Source organism: Robinsoniella peoriensis (genome assembly GCF_000797495.1).
In the GTDB taxonomy this organism is placed as follows: Bacteria; Bacillota; Clostridia; order Lachnospirales; family Lachnospiraceae; genus Robinsoniella; species Robinsoniella peoriensis.
Genome location: NZ_JTGN01000007.1, coordinates 362,059 through 382,141 on the forward strand (window position 1 = coordinate 362,059; position 20,083 = coordinate 382,141).

The following is a 20,083-nucleotide window of genomic DNA, read 5'->3' on the forward strand; positions in this document are numbered from 1 at the left end:
AACCGATGAAACCGATAAAAAGAGTAGCTGTAATCCATGATATGTGCAGTGTGGGAAAAGCTGCTATGACTAATATACTACCGGTATTTTCCATTATGGGAATCGAACCCTGTCCGGTACCGACTATGATACTTTCCACTCATACCGGCGGTTTTGGAAAACCGGTAATGATGCCGCTTCCATCTTTTGTGACAGAAGCGGCCAAACATTTTAAAAATAATCAAATTTCTTTTGACTATATATTTATAGGGTATCTGGGCAATATCCAGGTTGTCCGTGAAGTTTTGCAGTTTTTAAAGTACTTTCCGGATGCAGATGTTTTATTTGACCCTATTATGGGAGACCATGGAAGCTTCTATATGAATTTTGACGAATCTTATAATCAGGCAATGTGGGAATTGCTTCCCTATAGTACACTGGTGACACCCAATTATACAGAAAGCTGCCTGCTTACGGGAGAGTCCTGTCTGGAATACAGCAATGAAGAACAGATCGCACGGATAGCAGAAAAGTTAAGGCGAAAAGGCTGTCGCTGTTCTGTAATTACAAGTGTTCCATTACAGGATTTTCCACAATCCATCGCATTGTGTGAAGGTGAAACAGTAGAAATTCTTTCAAAAGCCAGCACCGGAAGATCTTATCACGGTACCGGTGATTTGTTTGCCAGCGTACTGCTGGGGAAACTTATGAAAGGTTTATCTTTGGCTGCTGCTGCTAAAGAAGCACATCAGTTTGTCTGCAAATGTATACAGTCCAGTGATCAGAACGGATATCCTGTAAAAGAAGGAGTTCTCTTAGAGCCAAATCTTAAATATCTATTGCCGTGAACAATGAGCCAAGCGGATGCGCTTGCGGAACCATTTGGCGACTGCCGCGAGGGTCACAAATTCCGCGTAATGCGGATTTTTGACTGAATAGTGACAAAATTCGTGAATAAGTAATCAAAGAATGCCGATACTATTTCCAAAGGAGTGATCTTATGAAATGGAAATATAGTGTCGGCGTTTTATTTAGTGTCTGCTTATTGTGTTTCGCCTATTATGCCAGCTACCGCTGGACACAAAGCTATGATCTGCAGCCCGGACAAGATAATATATTGAATATGCAGGCAAAAGACGTATCTTTTAGCAAAGATAAAAAAGTATCCGCATCCGATGTTTCTGATAAAGGAAAATTCTATCTAAAAGAAGAAAATGGAAAAATAACCGTATACCGTACGAACGGGGATATCCTCTATGAGTATACGAACATCAATATGAACCGCCTCCCGGAAAGTGTACAGGAGGAGATCGAAGAGGGTAAGTATTTAAAAGATTTTAGTGAGTTGTATGATTTTTTGGAAAACTATTCAACTTGAGAGAATAGTTAGGTTTTTCTGAGTAAAGACGCTTTGTATTAGGAGGTTGTACGATAATGTGGGTAATGGCAGGCCTTGTTGATTACACAAAGCGTCCTCAATCAGTAATCTCCAACTACCACTAGACGATTCCATAAAAATGGTGTAAGATAGTTTGGAAATAGTGAAGGAGGCACAAAGTGAACATTCGTGAAAAACTAATAGATAAAAAAAGAATCGTTGTAAAAATCGGTTCCTCATCTTTGACACATGAGGAAACAGGTGCATTGAACCTGACAAAACTTGAAATTCTGGTACGTGAATTAAGTGATCTTCGCAATATGGGGAAAGATGTTATTTTAGTATCTTCCGGTGCAATTGCGGTTGGAACAAAAGCAGTAGGTATGGAATCCAAACCGGATGAAATAGCCAGAAAACAGGCATGTGCCGCAATTGGACAGGCTAAGCTTATGATGATTTACCAGAAGCTGTTTTCGGAATACGGACAAATGGCTGCCCAGATTTTAATGACAAAGAACACAATGGTAGATAATTTAAGCAGAAAAAATGCATTGAATACCTTTCAGGAATTATTAAAGCTTGGCGCAATTCCTATCGTTAATGAAAATGATACAGTATCTACCTATGAAATGCGCTTTGGTGACAATGATACTCTTTCAGCCATTGTAGCCGCCCTGGTTGGGGCAGACCTTCTGATTCTGCTTTCTGATATTGACGGACTGTTTACCGACGACCCTAATCAGAATCCCAATGCAAAGTTTATAGATATCGTAGAAACTCTGGATGATCATTTAATGGGCATGGGAAAAGACAGCAGCAAAAGCAGCGTTGGAACAGGCGGAATGGCAACCAAACTGGTTGCAGCCAAAATAGCTACTTCCGCAGGTACCGATATGGTAATTGCCAACGGGGAAGATTTTCATGTTCTACATAAAATAGTCCAGGGACGTAACCATGGAACTCTGTTCCTGGCAAAATCCGATGCAGATTTCTTCCTGATTGATTACCTGGAAGAAATGCAGTAATATAATACAGTAAGTAGTTTAAGGTTGAAAGAAAATTATGATATAGAAAGGACGCCACGATGTGATTCTTTCAACCTGTTTAATTGTGGCAGTATTGCAGGCTTGCCTGCAATATGCAATGGGAATCATTATGAATCAGGAAAAATTAGATCGAATCAATGAACTGGCAAGGAAATCTAAGGCCGAAGGACTTACCGAATCAGAGAAAAAAGAACAGGCAGATCTTCGAAGAGAATACATTGAATCCATCCGCAGCAATCTTAGAAGCCAGTTAAATAATATTGATATGCAGGAAGAAGACGGCACCATCATTAATTTAGGTGAAAAGTATGGAAAAAAAGGAAATTAGAACACTGATATTTCAAAAACGTGCACACCTTACAGAAGAGCTAATCCGCTCAGACAGTTATGCAATCTGCCGCAAAATTATAGATTCAGAAGATTTTCAAAAAGCAGAGTGCATCTACGTCTATATGGATTATAATGGTGAAGTTTCTACCAGAGAACTTATCGATGAGGCCTGGCGGCAAAAGAAACGTGTAGCGGCACCAAAGGTAACAGGTGCGGATATGGTTTATTATTATATTCATTCTTATGATGATGTAGCTCCCGGATATTTTCATATTCCGGAACCGGTTACCACAGACCAGGCGCTGGAAGAAAATGCCCTGTTAATCGTACCCGGCGTGGCTTTCGATACTGCGTGCCACCGATGCGGTTATGGCAAAGGATTTTATGACCGCTATCTGAATATACATAAAAAACACAGAACAATTGCGATTGCTTTTGATTTTCAGTTAGTAGGCAGCGTCCCATCTGATGCACATGATATCCTGCCTCAGATGCTGATTACACCTACTGCAAGCTATTTTGCATAACCGGAAACACTGATACCCATAAAATGATTGTGAGGAGGATTAAGATGCAAACATTACAGGAAATCGGGCAGAAAGCCCAAAAGGCAAAGCCATCATTACAGACTTTAGAAACCCTGAAGAAAAATGCCGCACTGGAAGCAGTAGCAAATGCCCTTTTAGAGGAAAGCGACACCATATTAAAAGAAAATGAAAAAGACATCGAAGCTGCCCGTGCAAATCAGATGAAAGAAGGACTGGTTGACCGCCTTCTTCTGACCCGCGCACGAATTGAAGGAATGGCAGAAGGTCTGACACAGCTGGTTACTTTAGAAGACCCGATTGGAGAAGTTCTTTCTATGAAGAAGCGTCCCAACGGACTGATGATCGGACAAAAAAGAGTTCCCCTTGGAGTAGTTGGCATCATCTATGAATCCCGCCCCAATGTTACGGCAGATGCCTTCGGACTCTGTTTTAAAACGGGAAATGCAGTCATTTTAAAAGGCGGAAGCGATGCAATTCATTCCAATAAAGCAATCGTTTCCGTAATACAGAATGCATTAGCTGATTTAAATATTACCAGGGATGCAATTCAGCTGATTGAAGACAGTAACCGGGAAACGACTACTGCATTTATGAAATTAAATCAGTATGTGGATGTACTGATTCCCAGAGGGGGCGCCGGCTTAATTCAGGCAGTTGTCAATAACAGCACCATTCCGGTAATTGAAACGGGAACTGGAAACTGCCATGTCTATGTAGATGAAACGGCAGACCTTAATATGGCAATTGATATCATTTTCAATGCAAAAACCCAGAGAATCGGCGTATGCAATGCATGTGAATCCATTGTTGTACATAAGAATGTAATAAATAATCTGCTTCCGGCACTAAAAAACCGTCTGGATGAAAAAAATGTGGAGCTTCGGGGCGACCAGCCTGCAATGGATGCTGTTTCGGGTATTCTGCCTGCTGTAGAAGAGGACTGGGGCAGTGAATATCTGGATTACATCCTGTCTATAAAAACCGTTACATCCATAGAAGAAGCCATTTCTCATATCAACCGGTATAATACAGGACATTCAGAAGCAATCATAACGAATGATTATTCCCATTCCCAGAAATTCCTGGAAGAAATTGATGCTGCCGCTGTCTATGTAAATGCCTCTACCCGCTTTACGGACGGATTTGAGTTTGGATTTGGTGCTGAGATCGGAATCAGTACGCAGAAACTTCATGCCAGAGGACCAATGGGTCTCCTTGCACTGACGACAACAAAATATATCATTTACGGGAATGGTCAGATCCGTAAATAAAATTTAAATTCCAGATTGGCGATCGTGATTGCTGATCTGGAGTTTTGTCATATTTGCACATTTTAATTCATATACTGATAAGAGGAAGGGGTGTGCAGATGTGGTAAAATTAAATCAAACTTATACATATGATGAAATCATGCAGTGTATCTATGAACTGGAATGCCGATTTTCCGATCTTTTGAAATTGTCCGTCATAGGATACAGCCACGATGAGCGAAAAATACCAATGCTTCAGATGGGAACGTCTGAGAAATGCCTGATTTGCAGTGCCGGGATACATGGCAGAGAAAGCATTAATCCGATCTTAATGTTAAAAATAATTGAGGATTACTGCATTTGTCCGGAATCCGGGAGTAAACTGTTGGAAGAATACAGTCTTTGTTTTCTGCCGCTTATGAATCCGGACGGATATGAAATCGCTTTATGCGGATATCAGTCCATCCGCAATCCAATCTACCGCCATACAATTTTAATGGATGGTATCCCCTACGAGGAATGGAAATTCAATGGCCGGGGAGTGGATATTAACCGTAATTTTCCATGCAAATCATTCCGGGTGCAGGGGAGGATGCTTTATCCCGGAAGCGAGAATGAAACACAGGCTTTAATCGGAGTATTCAGGCAATTTCCAAATTCAGTTGGGTACATAGATTTTCACTCCAGAGGACAGATCATTTATTACTTCCGTAACGCAATGCCAGCGTCTTATAATAAGGAAAGTGAACGAATGGCAAAACACCTTCAGTCACTTGCCCATTATGACCTTGGCAGCAGTGCAGAAGAATTCGGGGATGTAAGCAGTGGTGGAAACTCCGTAAACTATTACTCAGAGATATTCAAAAAGCTGGCTCTGACAGTGGAAACCGTCGCAGACGAAGCCGTATTTCCCCTGGATACCGAATATCAGATCCATACTTATGAAGAAATCAAAAAGATTCCTTTTTCTTTCCTTGAGAAATATTCTAAAAAATAATGATCGCTTTTTTTGTCAGTTTTTGTTATAATATTTTCATATGCCTTGAGCATGTCTGAAAATTACAGGTACCTGACAAGTACAGCATTGCGAAATGATAAGGAGTAAGATACATGAATCTGGAAAAAGAATTTGAAGAAGCATTAGACAAAATAGATTTAAATAAAGAACCCCCGGCAACGGAACCTTCTCGTCAATACTATTTTATAAAAAAGTGCCGTGAAATGGTTCGCCAGCAAAGCGAACATCTGGGCCGGAGGTTAACTGCATCCACCGTTACCTTTGGCTGTCAGATGAATGCCAGGGACTCCGAAAAATTAACCGGTATCCTGGAGCAGATCGGATACGAGATCATAGAAGATGAACATGCAGATTTTGTAATTTATAATACCTGCACCGTAAGGGAAAATGCAAATCAGCGAGTATACGGCAGACTGGGTGCTTTAAACAGCATCAAGAAGAAAAATCCCCACATGCTGATTGCTTTATGCGGCTGCATGATGCAGGAACCAAAAGTTGTTGAAAAATTAAAACAAAGTTACCGTTTTGTAGACCTGATTTTCGGTACTCATAATATCTATAAGTTTGCTGAATTAATTGCCACACGTTACGATTCCGGCCGTATGGTGATTGATATCTGGAAAGACACAGACAAAATCGTGGAAGATCTTCCAAGCGAACGGAAATATCCGTTCAAATCAGGCATTAATATCATGTTTGGGTGTAACAATTTCTGTAGTTACTGTATCGTACCTTATGTGCGTGGAAGAGAGCGAAGCCGGAATCCTAAGGATATCGTCCGGGAAATTGAACGTTTAGTGGCAGATGGCGTGGTGGAAGTCATGCTTTTAGGACAGAACGTAAATTCCTATGGAAAGAACCTGGAAACGCCTATGAGCTTTGCCGGACTTTTGAAAGAAATCGAAAAGATTGAAGGACTTGAACGAATTCGGTTTATGACCTCCCATCCAAAGGATCTGTCAGAGGAACTGATTGAAACTATGAAGAACTCGTCAAAGATTTGCAGACACATGCATCTTCCCCTGCAGTCCGGCAGTTCCAGAATTTTAAAAGAAATGAACCGTCATTATTCGAAAGAGCAGTATCTGGATCTTGTGGACAGGCTTCGCTCGGCTGTACCTGATATTTCCCTGACCACAGATATTATAGTAGGTTTTCCGGGTGAGACGGAAGAAGACTTTCTGGAAACGCTGGAAGTAGTGAGAGAAGTCCGCTTTGACAGTGCGTTTACCTTTATTTATTCCAAACGTACCGGAACTCCCGCAGCAGCCAAAGACGATCAGGTGCCGGAAGATCAGGTGAAAAACCGCTTTGACCGGCTTTTAAAAGAAGTGCAGGAAATTTCCAGAGAGATGTCAGCCAGATATACCGGCGCCGTTCTTCCAGTGCTGGTAGAAGAGGTAAACGACCACAATAACAATTACATGACAGGACGTTTAAGCAATAACCTGCTGGTACATTTTCCGGGTACACCGCAACTGCTTGGCAAAATTGTAAATGTACACCTGCAGGAATGCAAAGGCTTTTACTATATGGGCGAAATTGTAATATAGAGAGGAACAAAAAGCGTGGAACAACTAACACCAATGATGAAACAATATATGGCTACCAAGGAACAGTATAAAGATTGTATTTTATTTTACCGCCTTGGTGACTTTTACGAAATGTTTTTTGATGATGCCATAACTGCATCAAGAGAACTGGAAATTACATTAACAGGGAAAAATTGTGGACAGGAGGAGCGGGCGCCAATGTGCGGCGTTCCTCATCATGCTGTAGAAGGCTATTTAACAAAGCTGGTAGCAAAAGGCTACAAGGTGGCGATTTGTGAACAGGTAGAAGACCCGAAACTGGCAAAAGGAATTGTAAAAAGGGAAGTTTTGCGTATCGTAACGCCCGGTACCAATTTAAATACCCAGGCTCTGGATGAGACCCGGAATAATTATCTGATGTGTATCGTCTATATGGCCGACAAATACGGCGTATCCATTTCTGACATTACAACCGGCGATTATTTTGTAACTGAACTGGATTCTGCCCGGAAATTAATGGATGAGATCACCAAATTTTCTCCAAAAGAAATTATTTGCAATCATTCCTTTTATGTCAGCGGTATGGATATCGATGATCTGAAAAACAGGCTTGGCATCACCGTATATTCACTGGAATCCTGGTACTTTGACGATGATTTGTGTAAACGGTGCCTGATGGATCATTTCAAACTAAACAGTCTGGAAGGACTTGGACTGGCTGACTACGACTGTGGCGTCATTGCTGCTGGAGCAATCCTTCAGTATCTGACGGAAACCCAGAAGACATCCCTTGCCAATCTGACCAGCCTTACTCCCTATGTAACAGGAAAATATATGATTATCGACAGTTCCACCAGACGAAATCTGGAACTGTGTGAAACCCTGCGTGAGAAACAAAAACGCGGCTCCCTTCTGTGGGTTCTGGATAAGACCAAGACCGCCATGGGCGCCAGGATGCTGAGAAGCTTCATTGAACAGCCGCTCATTGACAAATCTGAAATCAATTCCCGTCTGGATGCCATTGAAGAATTAAATCAAAATGCGATTTCCAGGGAAGAAATTCGGGAATACTTAAATCCGGTATATGACCTGGAACGGCTGATCAGTAAAATCAGTTATAAATCAGCCAATCCCAGAGATTTAATTGCTTTTAAAAGTTCCCTTTCCATGCTCCCCCACATTAAATACCTGCTGGGTGACTTTAAAAAGGAACTGCTTATGGATATCTTTGAGCAGATGGACGAGCTTAAAGACCTGTGTGATCTCATCGACAGCTCTATTATGGATGAACCGCCAATTACCATAAAAGAAGGTGGAATTATCAAAGAAGGATGTAATGAAGAGATCGATAAGCTGCGCCATGCAAAAACCGAAGGAAAGACATGGCTGGCTGAATTAGAAGCCAAAGAGAGGGATAAAACCGGGATCAAAAACTTAAAAATTAAGTTTAACAAAGTTTTTGGTTACTATCTGGAAGTTACCAACTCCAATAAAAACATGGTTCCTGATTATTATACACGTAAACAGACTCTGGCAAACGCAGAACGATATATTACACCGGAATTAAAAGAGCTGGAAGATATTATTCTGGGAGCAGAAGACAAGCTGTTTGCTTTAGAATATGACCTCTTCAACGATGTGCGGGACCGGATAGCTGCAGAAGTTGTTCGAATTCAGACGACGGCAAAAGCCGTGGCTAAAATTGATGTATTTGCCTCTCTTTCCCTGATAGCGGAACGCAATAACTTTGTACGCCCTATAATCAACGAAAAAGGGGTCATTGATATAAAAGAAGGCCGCCATCCCGTAGTGGAAAAAATGATATCCAATGATATGTTTATTTCCAACGATACATATCTGGACAATGGCAGTAACCGTATCTCCATTATCACAGGTCCTAATATGGCGGGTAAATCCACTTATATGCGCCAAAGTGCCCTGATTGTATTAATGGCACAGATTGGCTGCTTTGTACCGGCGGCAAACGCAAAAATCGGCATCGTAGACCGAATCTTTACCCGTGTGGGTGCTTCTGACGATCTGGCATCCGGGCAAAGTACCTTTATGGTGGAAATGACTGAGGTTGCCAACATACTGAGAAATGCCACCTCCAACAGCCTGCTGATCTTAGATGAAATCGGACGGGGTACCAGTACCTTTGACGGTCTGAGTATCGCCTGGGCAGTGGTAGAACACATTAGCAATCCAAGACTTTTAGGTGCCAAAACCCTTTTTGCCACCCACTACCATGAACTTACGGAACTGGAAGGCAAATTAAGCAGTGTCAATAACTACTGTATTGCCGTAAAGGAAAAAGGAGATGATATTGTCTTCCTTCGTAAAATAGTCAAAGGCGGTGCAGACAAGAGCTATGGTATCCAGGTTGCAAAATTAGCCGGGGTGCCGGAAAGCGTTATTGAACGTGCCAAACAGCTGGTAGAAGAACTGAGTGATGCGGATATTACGGCAAAGGCAAGGGAAATCCAGGCTGACACCGGCAACAAAACAAAAGTCAAAACAAAGAAATATGATCAGGTAGATTTAGAGCAGATGTCTCTTTTTGATACGGTCAGCGACCAGGATATTCTTCAGGAACTAAAGGAGATGGATATCAGTACACTGACTCCAATTGATGCACTTAACACAATTTACCGTCTTCAGAATAAGTTAAAGAATCGGTGGTGATACAAGTGTGAAACAAAAATCATTTCAAACTTTCTATTAGCGCAGTACCGCAGACTAATCTGCGGTATGCAGGAGGTATAAGTTTGAAAACAAAAATCATTTCAAACTTTCTATTAGTGCAGTACCGCAGACTAATCTGCGGTATGCAGGAGGTATACGCATGAAGACGATCGAAGTTTTAGATCAGCAGACAATCGATAAGATAGCGGCAGGAGAAGTGATTGAACGCCCTGCTTCCGTGGTAAAAGAGTTAGTGGAAAATGCCATTGATGCAGGCGCAAATGCAGTAACCGTTGAAATCCGGGATGGCGGTACTTCTCTGATCCGCATTACGGATAACGGAGAAGGGATAGTTCAAGGTCAGGTTCCCCTGGCGTTTCTACGCCACGCTACCAGTAAAATCAAACGGGTAGAAGACTTGCTGGGGGTTACTTCCCTTGGATTTCGCGGAGAAGCGCTTTCCAGCATTGCTGCCGTCTGCCAGGTGGAATTAATTACGAAAACCGCAGGCAGTCTTACCGGTACCCGTTATATTATTGAAGGCGGGATCGAAAAATCCATAGAAGAAATCGGTGCTCCTGAGGGTACGACTTTCCTTGTGCGCAACATTTTCTTCAATACTCCCGCCAGAAAAAAGTTTTTAAAATCCAGTATGACAGAAGCAGGTTACATCAATGACCTGATGGAGCGTCTGGCATTATCCCATCCCAATGTTTCCTTTAAATTCATTAGCAATAACCAGACGAAAATGCATACCTCCGGGAATGATAACCTGAAGGATATCATCTACAACGTCTATGGGCGTGACATCGCAAACCATCTCATCACCCTGGAGAATGCCAATGAACAGGTATCTCTGAAAGGCTATATCGGTAAACCGATTATTTCCAGAGGAAACCGCAATTACGAAAATTATTTTATAAACGGGCGTTATATTAAGAGCAGCATTATAGCCCGGGCAATCGAAGATGCCTATAAAACATTTATGATGCAGCATAAATATCCCTTTACCGCCATTCATTTTACCATGGATGGAGACTTACTGGATATCAATGTACATCCCACAAAGATGGAGCTGCGATTTGCAGATAATGAAAAAATGTACCAGCTGGTTTATGACTCTGTTAAGCAGGGGCTGACTCAGAAAGAACTGATCCCGGAAGTTACCGTCAAAGAAGATAAAACAGAAAAAATAATAGAAGCAAAAGTTCTGCAATCCATTCCGGAGCCTTTTGAAAAGAAAAGACTGGAACAGATGCGTGAGAAAAGCAATTATCAGGCCTCGCCGGCAAAACCTTTTGCACCGAAATCAGATACTTCCCGATCTTTTGCAGAAAATGCACCAGTTCCGCCACGTAAGCCCGTATCCTCTGCATCATTCGTTACCCCTGCGTCGGCAAATACACCTGCCAGCCATTCAGAACGGAATATGCTTCCGGACGCTCAGGCTGATACATCTGTACAAACGGATGCAGCGGGAACTTTGCATAAAGCTTTGCATAAAGACGTTGCCGCAGACCTAAAGAAGACTTCAGAATCGCTGGTAGAATCAGACCTGAAGAAAACAGCAGATTCAGATGCTGCTGCAGATCAGGCGGACCAGGCATTGATAAAATCTTCCCAGCAGCTGGACCTCTTTGAAGGAAAACTGCTTTCGAAGGAAAGTGTATCCGAGCACCGGATTATCGGACAGGTATTCGGTACTTACTGGCTGGTTGAATTCCAGGAAAAGCTTTATATCATTGATCAGCATGCGGCACATGAAAAAGTTTTATATGAAAGAACCATGAAGAATCTCAATGACCGCACTTATACTTCCCAGTATTTAAGCCCGCCCATTATTTTGACACTCAGTATGCAGGAAGAAGATCTGTTAAATCGTTACATGGATAACTTCACCCAAATCGGTTTTGAAATCGAACCATTTGGAGGCAAGGAATATTCCATTCGCGCTGTACCCGATAATTTATTCGGGATTACCCAGCAGGATCTGTTTATCGAGATGCTGGACAGTCTGGGTGAACAGACCGGGCGTATGAAAGCAGAAGTAATTAACGAAAAAATTGCGTCCATGTCCTGTAAAGCCGCTGTAAAAGGCAACCATAAAATGACTGCCATGGAAGCAGAAAACCTGATTGCCGAACTTCTCACATTAGAGAATCCATACAACTGTCCTCATGGAAGACCTACGATTATTTCTATGACAAAGTATGAAATGGAAAAGAAATTCAAGCGTATTGTTTAATTTGAAGAAGGGAAAGGTTCCTATGAAAAAACCACTCATTATATTAACCGGTCCCACAGCCGTTGGAAAAACCGAGCTATCCATCGCCCTGGCGAAAGCAGTAAACGGCGAAATTATCTCTGCTGATTCAATGCAGGTATACCGTGGAATGGATATTGGCTCTGCAAAAATAAAGCCCCCGGAAATGGATGGGATACCGCACTATCTTATAGATGAATTTGATCCGGACGAGGAATTCCATGTAGTGAAATTCCAGGAATATGCGAAAAAATATATGCAGAAAATCTGGAACAAAGGAAAAATCCCGATTTTAACAGGCGGCACCGGTTTCTATATACAAGCTGTTTTATATGATATTGACTTTACGGAAACCACAGGCAACATTGCTTACCGGCAGGAACTGGAAGAACTGGCATCCATAAAAGGAAGTGAATATCTGCATGAAAAACTGCGCATAGCAGACCCCAAATCAGCTTTTGAAATTCATCCAAACAATGTGAAGCGGGTAATTCGGGCACTGGAATTTTACCACGACACCGGTCAGCCCATCTCCGAACACAATGAGCAGGAGCGCCAGAAAGAATCCCCTTATAATTTTGCATATTTTGTTTTAAATGATTTGCGGTCAAACCTGTATGATCGAATCAATATCAGAATAGACCGTATGCTGGAAGAAGGACTTTTAAAGGAAGTTGCGCAGTTAAAAGAAAAAGGTTATACCAAAGAAATGGTGTCCATGCAGGGACTTGGCTATAAAGAAATCCTGGATTATCTGGAAGGAAACTGCACCCTGGAAGAAGCCGTTTATATCTTAAAACGGGATACCCGGCATTTTGCTAAGCGCCAGATTACCTGGTTTAAGAGGGAAAAAGATGTTATCTGGATGGATAAAGACCATTTTGCTTATAATAATACGGAGATACTCCAAGCTATGCTGAGCATTTTGAAAGACAAAAAAATAATGTAACACGTTCTATAGCGTGTCTGAAAATTGCTTTCTGACACGCTATAGGCTCTGACATATGCTTTTGAAAGGATATTATGAATAATTACAAAATAGACGAGATGTATGAGACACTTGGGATTAATAAAAAAGTGTTTGCATATGGAAAAGAGATCGAAAGCGGACTCAAAGACCGTTTTGAAAAAATAGATGAAACCGTAGAATTCAATCAGTTAAAAGTCATCCGCGCATTGCAGCAAAACCGTGTATGTGCAGAACATTTCACCTCCAGTACCGGTTATGGATACAACGATGCCGGTAGAGAAACGCTGGAAGCTGTTTATGCCAGTGTTTTTCATACGGAAGCTGCCCTTGTTCGCCCGCAGATAACCTGTGGCACACATGCTCTGGCAGTAGCACTTTCCGGAAATTTAAGACCAGGTGATGAACTTATTTCTATTTCCGGAAAACCTTATGACACATTAGAAGAAGTCATAGGTATCCGTCCTTCCAACGGTTCCCTTGCAGAATATGGGGTATCCTATAAACAGGTAGACCTTTTAGCAGACGGAAGTTTTGACTATGAAAAAATAAGGGAAACACTAAGTCCAAAGACAAAAATGATTGAGATCCAGCGTTCCAAAGGCTATCAGACCCGTCCAACACTGTCTGTTACAGCCATTGGCGAGGCAATTGCATTTGTGAAATCCATAAATCCGGATATCATCTGTATGGTAGATAACTGTTATGGTGAATTTGTAGAATGCATAGAGCCTTCTGATGTAGGCGCAGATATGGTAGTCGGCTCCCTGATTAAAAATCCGGGCGGGGGACTGGCTCCCATCGGCGGATATATTGCAGGTACCGAGAAATGCATCGAAAACGCTTCTTACCGTCTGACCTCTCCGGGACTGGGAAGAGAAGTCGGCGCGACATTGGGCATCATGCAGTCCTTTTACCAGGGTCTTTTCCTTGCCCCGACCGTAGTGGGCGGAGCACTGAAAGGCGCTGTTTTTGCTGCAAATATCTATGAGAAACTGGGATTTAAAGTAGTTCCAAACGGGCAGGAAAGCCGGCACGATATCATACAGGCAGTAGAATTTGGTTTCCCTGAAGGCGTCATTGCTTTTTGCGAAGGCATTCAGGCTGCCGCACCGGTGGACAGTTATGTTACACCAGAACCCTGGGCAATGCCGGGATATGACAGCGATGTCATCATGGCTGCCGGTGCGTTCATTCAGGGTTCCTCCATTGAGTTGAGCGCAGATGGTCCTATTAAACCGCCTTACGCTGTTTATTTTCAGGGAGGGCTTACCTGGCAGCATGCGAAGCTGGGAATTTTAAAATCTCTGCAGCGGCTGATAGAAAAGGACTTAGTACAGCTTCCTTAACCGGAAGATAAGGAGTGTATTATGAAAAATGTTTTCGTCATCGGAGCAGGTGCTTCCGGTCTGCTCGCTGCAATTACAGCCGCCAGAAACGGGGCCGCCGTCACCATATTGGAAGGCATGGAAAAGCCAGGTAAAAAGCTTCTTACAACCGGCAACGGTAAATGCAATATCACCAATACTGCCATGTCCGATCCAAATGTCTTCCGATCCAGTGACCCGGAATTTGTAAAACAGATTCTGGAGCAATTTGGCGTATCGGATACACTGGCGTTTTTTGAAGACCTGGGACTGCTGCTCAAAGACCGCAGCGGCTATATTTATCCTTACGTGGAACAGGCATCGGCTGTTTTAGACCTGCTTTTAATGGAAGTAAAAAGGCTTTCCATAAAGCTGAAATGTATGGAAAAAGTAAAACAGCTTTATCATGCACAGGGAAAATGGCAGATCCAAACAGCCAGCTGGACATATACGGCAGATGCTGTGATCTTAAGCACCGGGTCAAAGGCTGCCCCCGTTACCGGATCAGATGGCAGCGGCTATGAACTGGCTGAGAGCGTGGGACACCGGATTATTCAACCTCTTCCTGCACTTGTGCCATTAAAAGCAAAAGGAGACTGGTTTAAAAGCCTTGCCGGGGTACGCAGTCATGCCCGGCTGACACTTTATGCAGATCAGAACTGCATTTTGACTGAGACAGGTGAATTACAGTGGACAGATTACGGCATTTCAGGAATTGTGGTATTCCAGCTTAGCCGTTATGCAGTCCGGGCTTTACAGCACAATAAACATGTCATGGTAAGTGTGGATCTGATGCCTGATATTCAAACAGAAGATCTGGTAAAAATAATGCAGAACCGATGCCTTCATTATCCCAAACGGTCGGCAGAAGAGATTCTGACTGGTCTTTTAAATAAGAAAATAATTACGGTAATACTGAAAAAAGCCAAAATCAAAAATACGAAGCCGGCATCTTCCGTATCTCCCAAAGAAATAAAAGAACTTACTGACTGTATTAAAAACAGTTTGGTGCAAATCAGCGGTTTCCGTGATTTTTCCCAGGCTCAGGTGTGTTCCGGCGGTGTTCCTACAAAGGAAGTACAAAATATAACCCTGGAATCCAGAATCGCCCCAGGGCTTTTCCTTACGGGAGAAATTCTGGATGTTGACGGAGCCTGCGGCGGCTATAATCTGCAATGGGCATGGTCCAGCGGTTATGCAGCCGGATTTCACAGTGCCATATAAAATAGACAGAATAAAATGAGATAAAAAAGAGGAGGATATGAATGATTAGGATTCCCCAGATAAAATTACAGCCGGAACATTCCAGTGAAGACTTGACAAGGGCAATCTGCAAAGAGCTGAAAATAAAGGAAACAGAACTAAAAAGTTTCCATATTATAAAACGTTCCATAGATGCACGCAAAAAGCCGGATATCAAATACAGCTATACCATCGATGCGGAGGTTGAAAAAGAGCATTTGATATTAAAAAAATGCAAAAACAGCCAAATCGTAAAATCCACGCCGGTTTCTTATCAAATACCGCCTTGTGGAGAAGAAGCATTAAAAAACCGTCCGGTTATTGTAGGAATGGGACCTGCCGGATTGTTCTGCGGCCTGCTTCTCGCAAAATGCGGTTACCGTCCATTGATACTGGAACGGGGCGAAGACGTAGATGCACGCCAGGAGACAGTGGAACGCTTCTGGAAAGGAAATCCCCTGAATCTATCCTCCAATGTCCAGTTCGGAGAGGGCGGAGCAGGAACTTTTTCTGATGGAAAACTAAACACCATGGTAAAAGATCCCAAAGGCCGCGGCCGTTATGTACTGGAAACATTTGTGGACGCCGGTGCGGACAGTTCTATTTTATACCTGAATAAGCCCCATATCGGTACGGATGTCCTTCGCAGCGTAGTAAAAAATATGCGAACAGAAATACAGCGTCTGGGCGGAGAAGTACGATTTAAAAGCCAGATGACAGATCTTCAGATCCGGGACGGGAAACTTGAAAGTATCTGTATCAATGACAGTGAAATCTTAAAAACGGAAATTGTGGTTCTGGCAACCGGTCACAGCGCCAGAGATACTTTTACCATGCTTTCAAGGAAACCGCTTGCTATGTCGCCAAAATCTTTTGCTGTAGGGCTTCGTATCGAACATCCACAGAGTATGATAAACGAATCCCAATATGCAAGAACCGAACTGAAAACGCTGCCTGCGGCTGATTATAAGCTTACGAAAAAACTGGATAACGGCAGAGGTGTATATTCCTTCTGTATGTGCCCGGGTGGCTATGTGGTAAATGCCTCTTCTGAAAACAACATGACTGCAGTAAACGGTATGAGTTATCAGAAACGAGACGGTAAGAATGCCAACAGCGCCATCGTCGTAACGATCACACCGGAAGATTACGGTGCGACAGATCCATTGAGCGGTGCCAGATTTCAGCAGAGTCTGGAACAGAAAGCTTATCAGCTGTGTAATGGCAAAGTTCCGGTACAGCTGTTTGAGGATTTTGTAAAACATCGCAGCAGCAGCGGGCTTGGAGATTTTGCTCCCGCAATAAAAGGTGCATATGACTTTGGGAATTTAAGAGAATGTCTGCCAAAATTCCTGGGCGACTCAATCGAACAGGGTATTCTGGGCTTTGACCATATGATCCGGGGTTTTGCAAGAAAAGATGCCATTCTTTCCGGAATCGAGAGCAGGACGTCATCTCCTTTGCGTATTACAAGAGATGATTTCTTTGAAAGTACCATAGGCGGTTTGTATCCCTGCGGGGAGGGTGCCGGCTATGCAGGAGGGATCACCAGTGCGGCAATGGACGGCTTAAAAGTAGCGGAAGCTATTATCAAAAAATTCCATTCTTTTTAAGACATCACAAAATTTTAAGATTAATAAGTGTGTACTTTGTCATAAATCTATGATAAAATGATGATTATTTATAGTCTTGTTTTGACAGGATAAATCCTGATTCAAGGCTTCCTGCCGGGAGAGCTTGAAAGGGAATACTATGAATGAAGCAATTACAATGAAAGAATTACCTACAGATGACAGGCCTTATGAAAAATGCCTTGCGATGGGAGCACAGGTGCTGTCAGACGCTGAACTTCTGGCTGTTATCTTAAGGACCGGATCCCAGGGGATTCAGGCACTGGAACTGGCACAGGAGGTTTTGCAATGTTCAAAAGTAGAACATAACCTTTTGGGTCTCCATCACTTAAGTATTTCCGACCTTATGAAAATGAAGGGAATCGGAAAAGTAAAAGCCATACAGATCAAGTGCATTGTGGAATTGTCCAGAAGAATTGCAAAATCTTCTGCAAAGGGCAGCCTATGTTTTACAAAACCGGAAACAATTGCAGACTATTATATGGAAGATTTCCGTCACTGTACCCAGGAACAGATGCTTTTATTAATGCTGAATACCAAAAGCAGGCTCCTGTGTGACCATATAATTTCAAAGGGTACGGTAAACGGAGCACTGATTACGCCCCGGGAAATTTATCTGGAAGCGCTACATCATCATGCGGTATTTATTATCCTTGTGCATAATCACCCAAGCGGTGATCCCTCTCCAAGCAGAGAGGATATCCTTTTAACCAAGCGGATCCGGGATGCAGGTCTTATGATTGGCATTGAACTGCTGGATCATATTATTATTGGTGATAAAAAGTATTTAAGCTTCAAAGAACGAGGACTTTTGTAACTATGAGGGAGAGAAGAAGCCATGTTATTAGGAATTGACCTTGGCACAGACACGATAAAAATATGTGATAAAAATAATAAAATAATGATTGCAGAAAAAAATATGATTGCAATCCGGGACGAGCTCCAGGTTATCGGCATCGGAGACGAAGCATACGAAATGTATGAAAAGACGCCTGTGAATGTACAGGCCGCCTGTCCTATGATGCATGGTGCAATTGCTGATGCCAAAAATATGGAACTGCTTCTCGTGGGACTTCTGCGGCGGTGTTCTTCCCTTTTACCAGTTCATCCAACGATTTATATTGCCGTTCCAAGTGACATTTCCGCAGTGGAAAAGCGGGCATATTACAATGTGTTAAGCGGTAATATTAAAGCGAAAAAAATCTGTCTGGTTGATAAAGGAGTCGCTGATGCCATAGGCATTGGACTTCCCATCGATGTACCAATTGGAAACATGGTAGTAAATATCGGAGCCGGTACCACTGATATCTCCGTATTAACCGGCGGGCAGATACTGCTCAGTAAAATGCTCCAGTATGGAGGCCGGAAGTTAGATGAAGATATCTGTACCATGGTACGGCGTATGTTTCAGCTGAACATTGGTATGCGGACGGCAGATAAACTGAAAAATGCCCTGGCTTACATCATTGATGGGCCGGCTGCTTCCCTTGAAGTATATGGTATCAGTACGGTGTCCGGATTGCCTAAAAGCGCTGTGATACCGTCTCTTTCTGTAAGTGTCTGTATCATGGAAACCATCGACAGCATTATCCAGAACATAAAAAGTACACTGAACCGCATACCACCGCAGTTTCTGGCAGATATCCGGAAAAACGGCATTTATCTAAGCGGCGGTGTCTCCGGGATACCGAACCTGGCGGAATATATGAGAAGAGAACTGGAAGTTCCCGTATATCTTGTCAGAGAACCTGTTACCAGTACACTTCGCGGACTTCTTGCTATCATGAATCATAAAGAATTAGAAACGTGTACTTATTCATTAAAAGATCTAACAGGAAATACCATATAAAGAGGAATCGTTATGAAGAAAAAGAATTCGATAAAAAGCAAAGCAATTTTACTGATCATTTCAGCTGTATGCGGTGTTATGATTGTACTGTCTTTCACAGTAGATATGAGCAGCGGACCGCTGAAGCAGGTTGGCGAATTTGTAATTACCCCCCTGCAAAGCGGTATTAACCAGGTTGGAACCTGGATCGCTGGAAAAGGGGATTATTTCCAGAATTCTGCAGATCTGGTTACTGAAAATAAATCCCTGCAGAAAAAAGTGGATGATCTGACGATTGAAAATACCCGTCTTATTCAGGATCAGGAAGAATTAAACCGTCTTAGAGATCTCTACGAACTGGATCATCAGTATGAAGACTACGAAAAAGTCGGCGCCAGAGTAATCGCAAAACAAAGCGGAAACTGGTTCCATATGTTTACTATCGACAAGGGCAGCAATGACGGATTTGCAGTAGATATGAATGTCCTGGCAGGCGGAGGCCTTGCCGGAATCATTACTGAAGTCGGGCCGAACTGGTCTACAGTCCGTTCCATTATAGACGATTACAGCAATGTAGGCGCTATGGTTTCCCCAACGAATGAACAATGTATTATTGCCGGTGATCTCAGGTTAATCGATGAAGATAAGGTAAACCTGATTAAATTAACGGATACTGACAATAAAGTAAGTGTTGGAGATAAAGTAGTTACTTCCAATGTCAGCAGTAAATTTTTGCCTGGCATATTGATTGGTTACATCAGCGAGATAAATGACGATTCTAACCACCTGACAAAATCCGGATATATTTCTCCGGCTGTTGATTTTAGAGATATCCAGGAAGTACTGGTAATCAAATCTTTAAAACAGCAGATCGAAACTAAAGAGACGGAACCAAAGCAGACGGAAGCCAAAGGTCTGGACGAAACCGGTGATACCGAAAGTGAAACATCATCTGAGACGGAATCACAGTCAACGGAAGCACCTAAGTCCGTTGAGTAACATACAGATAGGAGATAAGA

The 20,083-nt window shown here is 42.6% G+C and carries 17 protein-coding genes; all 17 read left to right on the plus strand.

The window, feature by feature from the left end; all coding sequences use genetic code 11:
* Window positions 1–5: 5 nt before the first annotated feature.
* On the plus strand, window positions 6–827 hold the full coding sequence (locus QR40_RS16510) for a pyridoxamine kinase (protein ID WP_027294104.1): 822 nt from the start codon (window positions 6–8) through the stop codon (window positions 825–827).
* A 152-nt stretch (window positions 828–979) separates the two neighbouring features.
* On the plus strand, window positions 980–1,357 hold the full coding sequence (locus tag QR40_RS16515) for a hypothetical protein (RefSeq protein ID WP_052430890.1): 378 nt from the start codon (window positions 980–982) through the stop codon (window positions 1,355–1,357).
* Window positions 1,358–1,536: 179 nt separating this feature from the next.
* Window positions 1,537–2,382, plus strand: coding sequence for a glutamate 5-kinase (proB, locus tag QR40_RS16520; protein WP_027294103.1), 846 nt, complete (start codon window positions 1,537–1,539; stop codon window positions 2,380–2,382).
* Between the two features lie 130 nt (window positions 2,383–2,512).
* Window positions 2,513–2,731 (plus strand): DUF896 domain-containing protein, encoded by a 219-nt coding sequence (locus QR40_RS16525; protein ID WP_027294102.1) that lies wholly within the window; start codon window positions 2,513–2,515, stop codon window positions 2,729–2,731.
* Entirely contained in the window at window positions 2,712–3,260 is a 549-nt protein-coding gene (locus QR40_RS16530; protein WP_044296015.1) for a 5-formyltetrahydrofolate cyclo-ligase, read from the plus strand. The genes QR40_RS16525 and QR40_RS16530 overlap by 20 nt, the downstream gene beginning before the upstream one ends.
* A 23-nt stretch (window positions 3,261–3,283) precedes the next feature.
* Window positions 3,284–4,552, plus strand: a complete 1,269-nt coding sequence (locus tag QR40_RS16535) for a glutamate-5-semialdehyde dehydrogenase (RefSeq protein ID WP_276325442.1) — start codon at window positions 3,284–3,286, stop codon at window positions 4,550–4,552.
* 100 nt (window positions 4,553–4,652) lie between these two features.
* On the plus strand, window positions 4,653–5,528 hold the full coding sequence (locus QR40_RS16540) for a M14 family zinc carboxypeptidase (RefSeq protein WP_138001643.1): 876 nt from the start codon (window positions 4,653–4,655) through the stop codon (window positions 5,526–5,528).
* A gap of 113 nt (window positions 5,529–5,641) precedes the next feature.
* Complete coding sequence (gene miaB, locus QR40_RS16545; protein ID WP_044296019.1) at window positions 5,642–7,102, plus strand: tRNA (N6-isopentenyl adenosine(37)-C2)-methylthiotransferase MiaB; 1,461 nt, start codon at window positions 5,642–5,644, stop codon at window positions 7,100–7,102.
* A 15-nt stretch (window positions 7,103–7,117) separates the two neighbouring features.
* Window positions 7,118–9,766 carry a DNA mismatch repair protein MutS gene (gene mutS, locus QR40_RS16550; protein WP_081998943.1) on the plus strand — a complete coding sequence of 883 codons (2,649 nt, stop codon included), beginning with the start codon at window positions 7,118–7,120 and terminating at the stop codon, window positions 9,764–9,766.
* Window positions 9,767–9,926: 160 nt separating this feature from the next.
* Window positions 9,927–12,011, plus strand: a complete 2,085-nt coding sequence (gene mutL, locus QR40_RS16555) for a DNA mismatch repair endonuclease MutL (RefSeq protein ID WP_044296022.1) — start codon at window positions 9,927–9,929, stop codon at window positions 12,009–12,011.
* Between the two features lie 22 nt (window positions 12,012–12,033).
* Window positions 12,034–12,978 carry a tRNA (adenosine(37)-N6)-dimethylallyltransferase MiaA gene (miaA, locus tag QR40_RS16560; protein ID WP_044296073.1) on the plus strand — a complete coding sequence of 315 codons (945 nt, stop codon included), beginning with the start codon at window positions 12,034–12,036 and terminating at the stop codon, window positions 12,976–12,978.
* A gap of 74 nt (window positions 12,979–13,052) precedes the next feature.
* Window positions 13,053–14,345, plus strand: a complete 1,293-nt coding sequence (locus QR40_RS16565) for a methionine gamma-lyase family protein (RefSeq protein WP_044296024.1) — start codon at window positions 13,053–13,055, stop codon at window positions 14,343–14,345.
* Window positions 14,346–14,366: 21 nt separating this feature from the next.
* Window positions 14,367–15,587 (plus strand): BaiN/RdsA family NAD(P)/FAD-dependent oxidoreductase, encoded by a 1,221-nt coding sequence (locus QR40_RS16570; protein ID WP_044296026.1) that lies wholly within the window; start codon window positions 14,367–14,369, stop codon window positions 15,585–15,587.
* Between the two features lie 41 nt (window positions 15,588–15,628).
* Complete coding sequence (locus QR40_RS16575) at window positions 15,629–17,218, plus strand: NAD(P)/FAD-dependent oxidoreductase (protein WP_027294092.1); 1,590 nt, start codon at window positions 15,629–15,631, stop codon at window positions 17,216–17,218.
* A gap of 139 nt (window positions 17,219–17,357) precedes the next feature.
* Entirely contained in the window at window positions 17,358–18,053 is a 696-nt protein-coding gene (gene radC / locus QR40_RS16580; RefSeq protein WP_027294091.1) for a RadC family protein, read from the plus strand.
* A 21-nt stretch (window positions 18,054–18,074) separates the two neighbouring features.
* Window positions 18,075–19,085, plus strand: coding sequence for a rod shape-determining protein (locus tag QR40_RS16585; protein WP_027294090.1), 1,011 nt, complete (start codon window positions 18,075–18,077; stop codon window positions 19,083–19,085).
* 12 nt (window positions 19,086–19,097) lie between these two features.
* Entirely contained in the window at window positions 19,098–20,063 is a 966-nt protein-coding gene (gene mreC / locus QR40_RS16590; RefSeq protein ID WP_063837247.1) for a rod shape-determining protein MreC, read from the plus strand.
* Window positions 20,064–20,083: the final 20 nt, after the last annotated feature.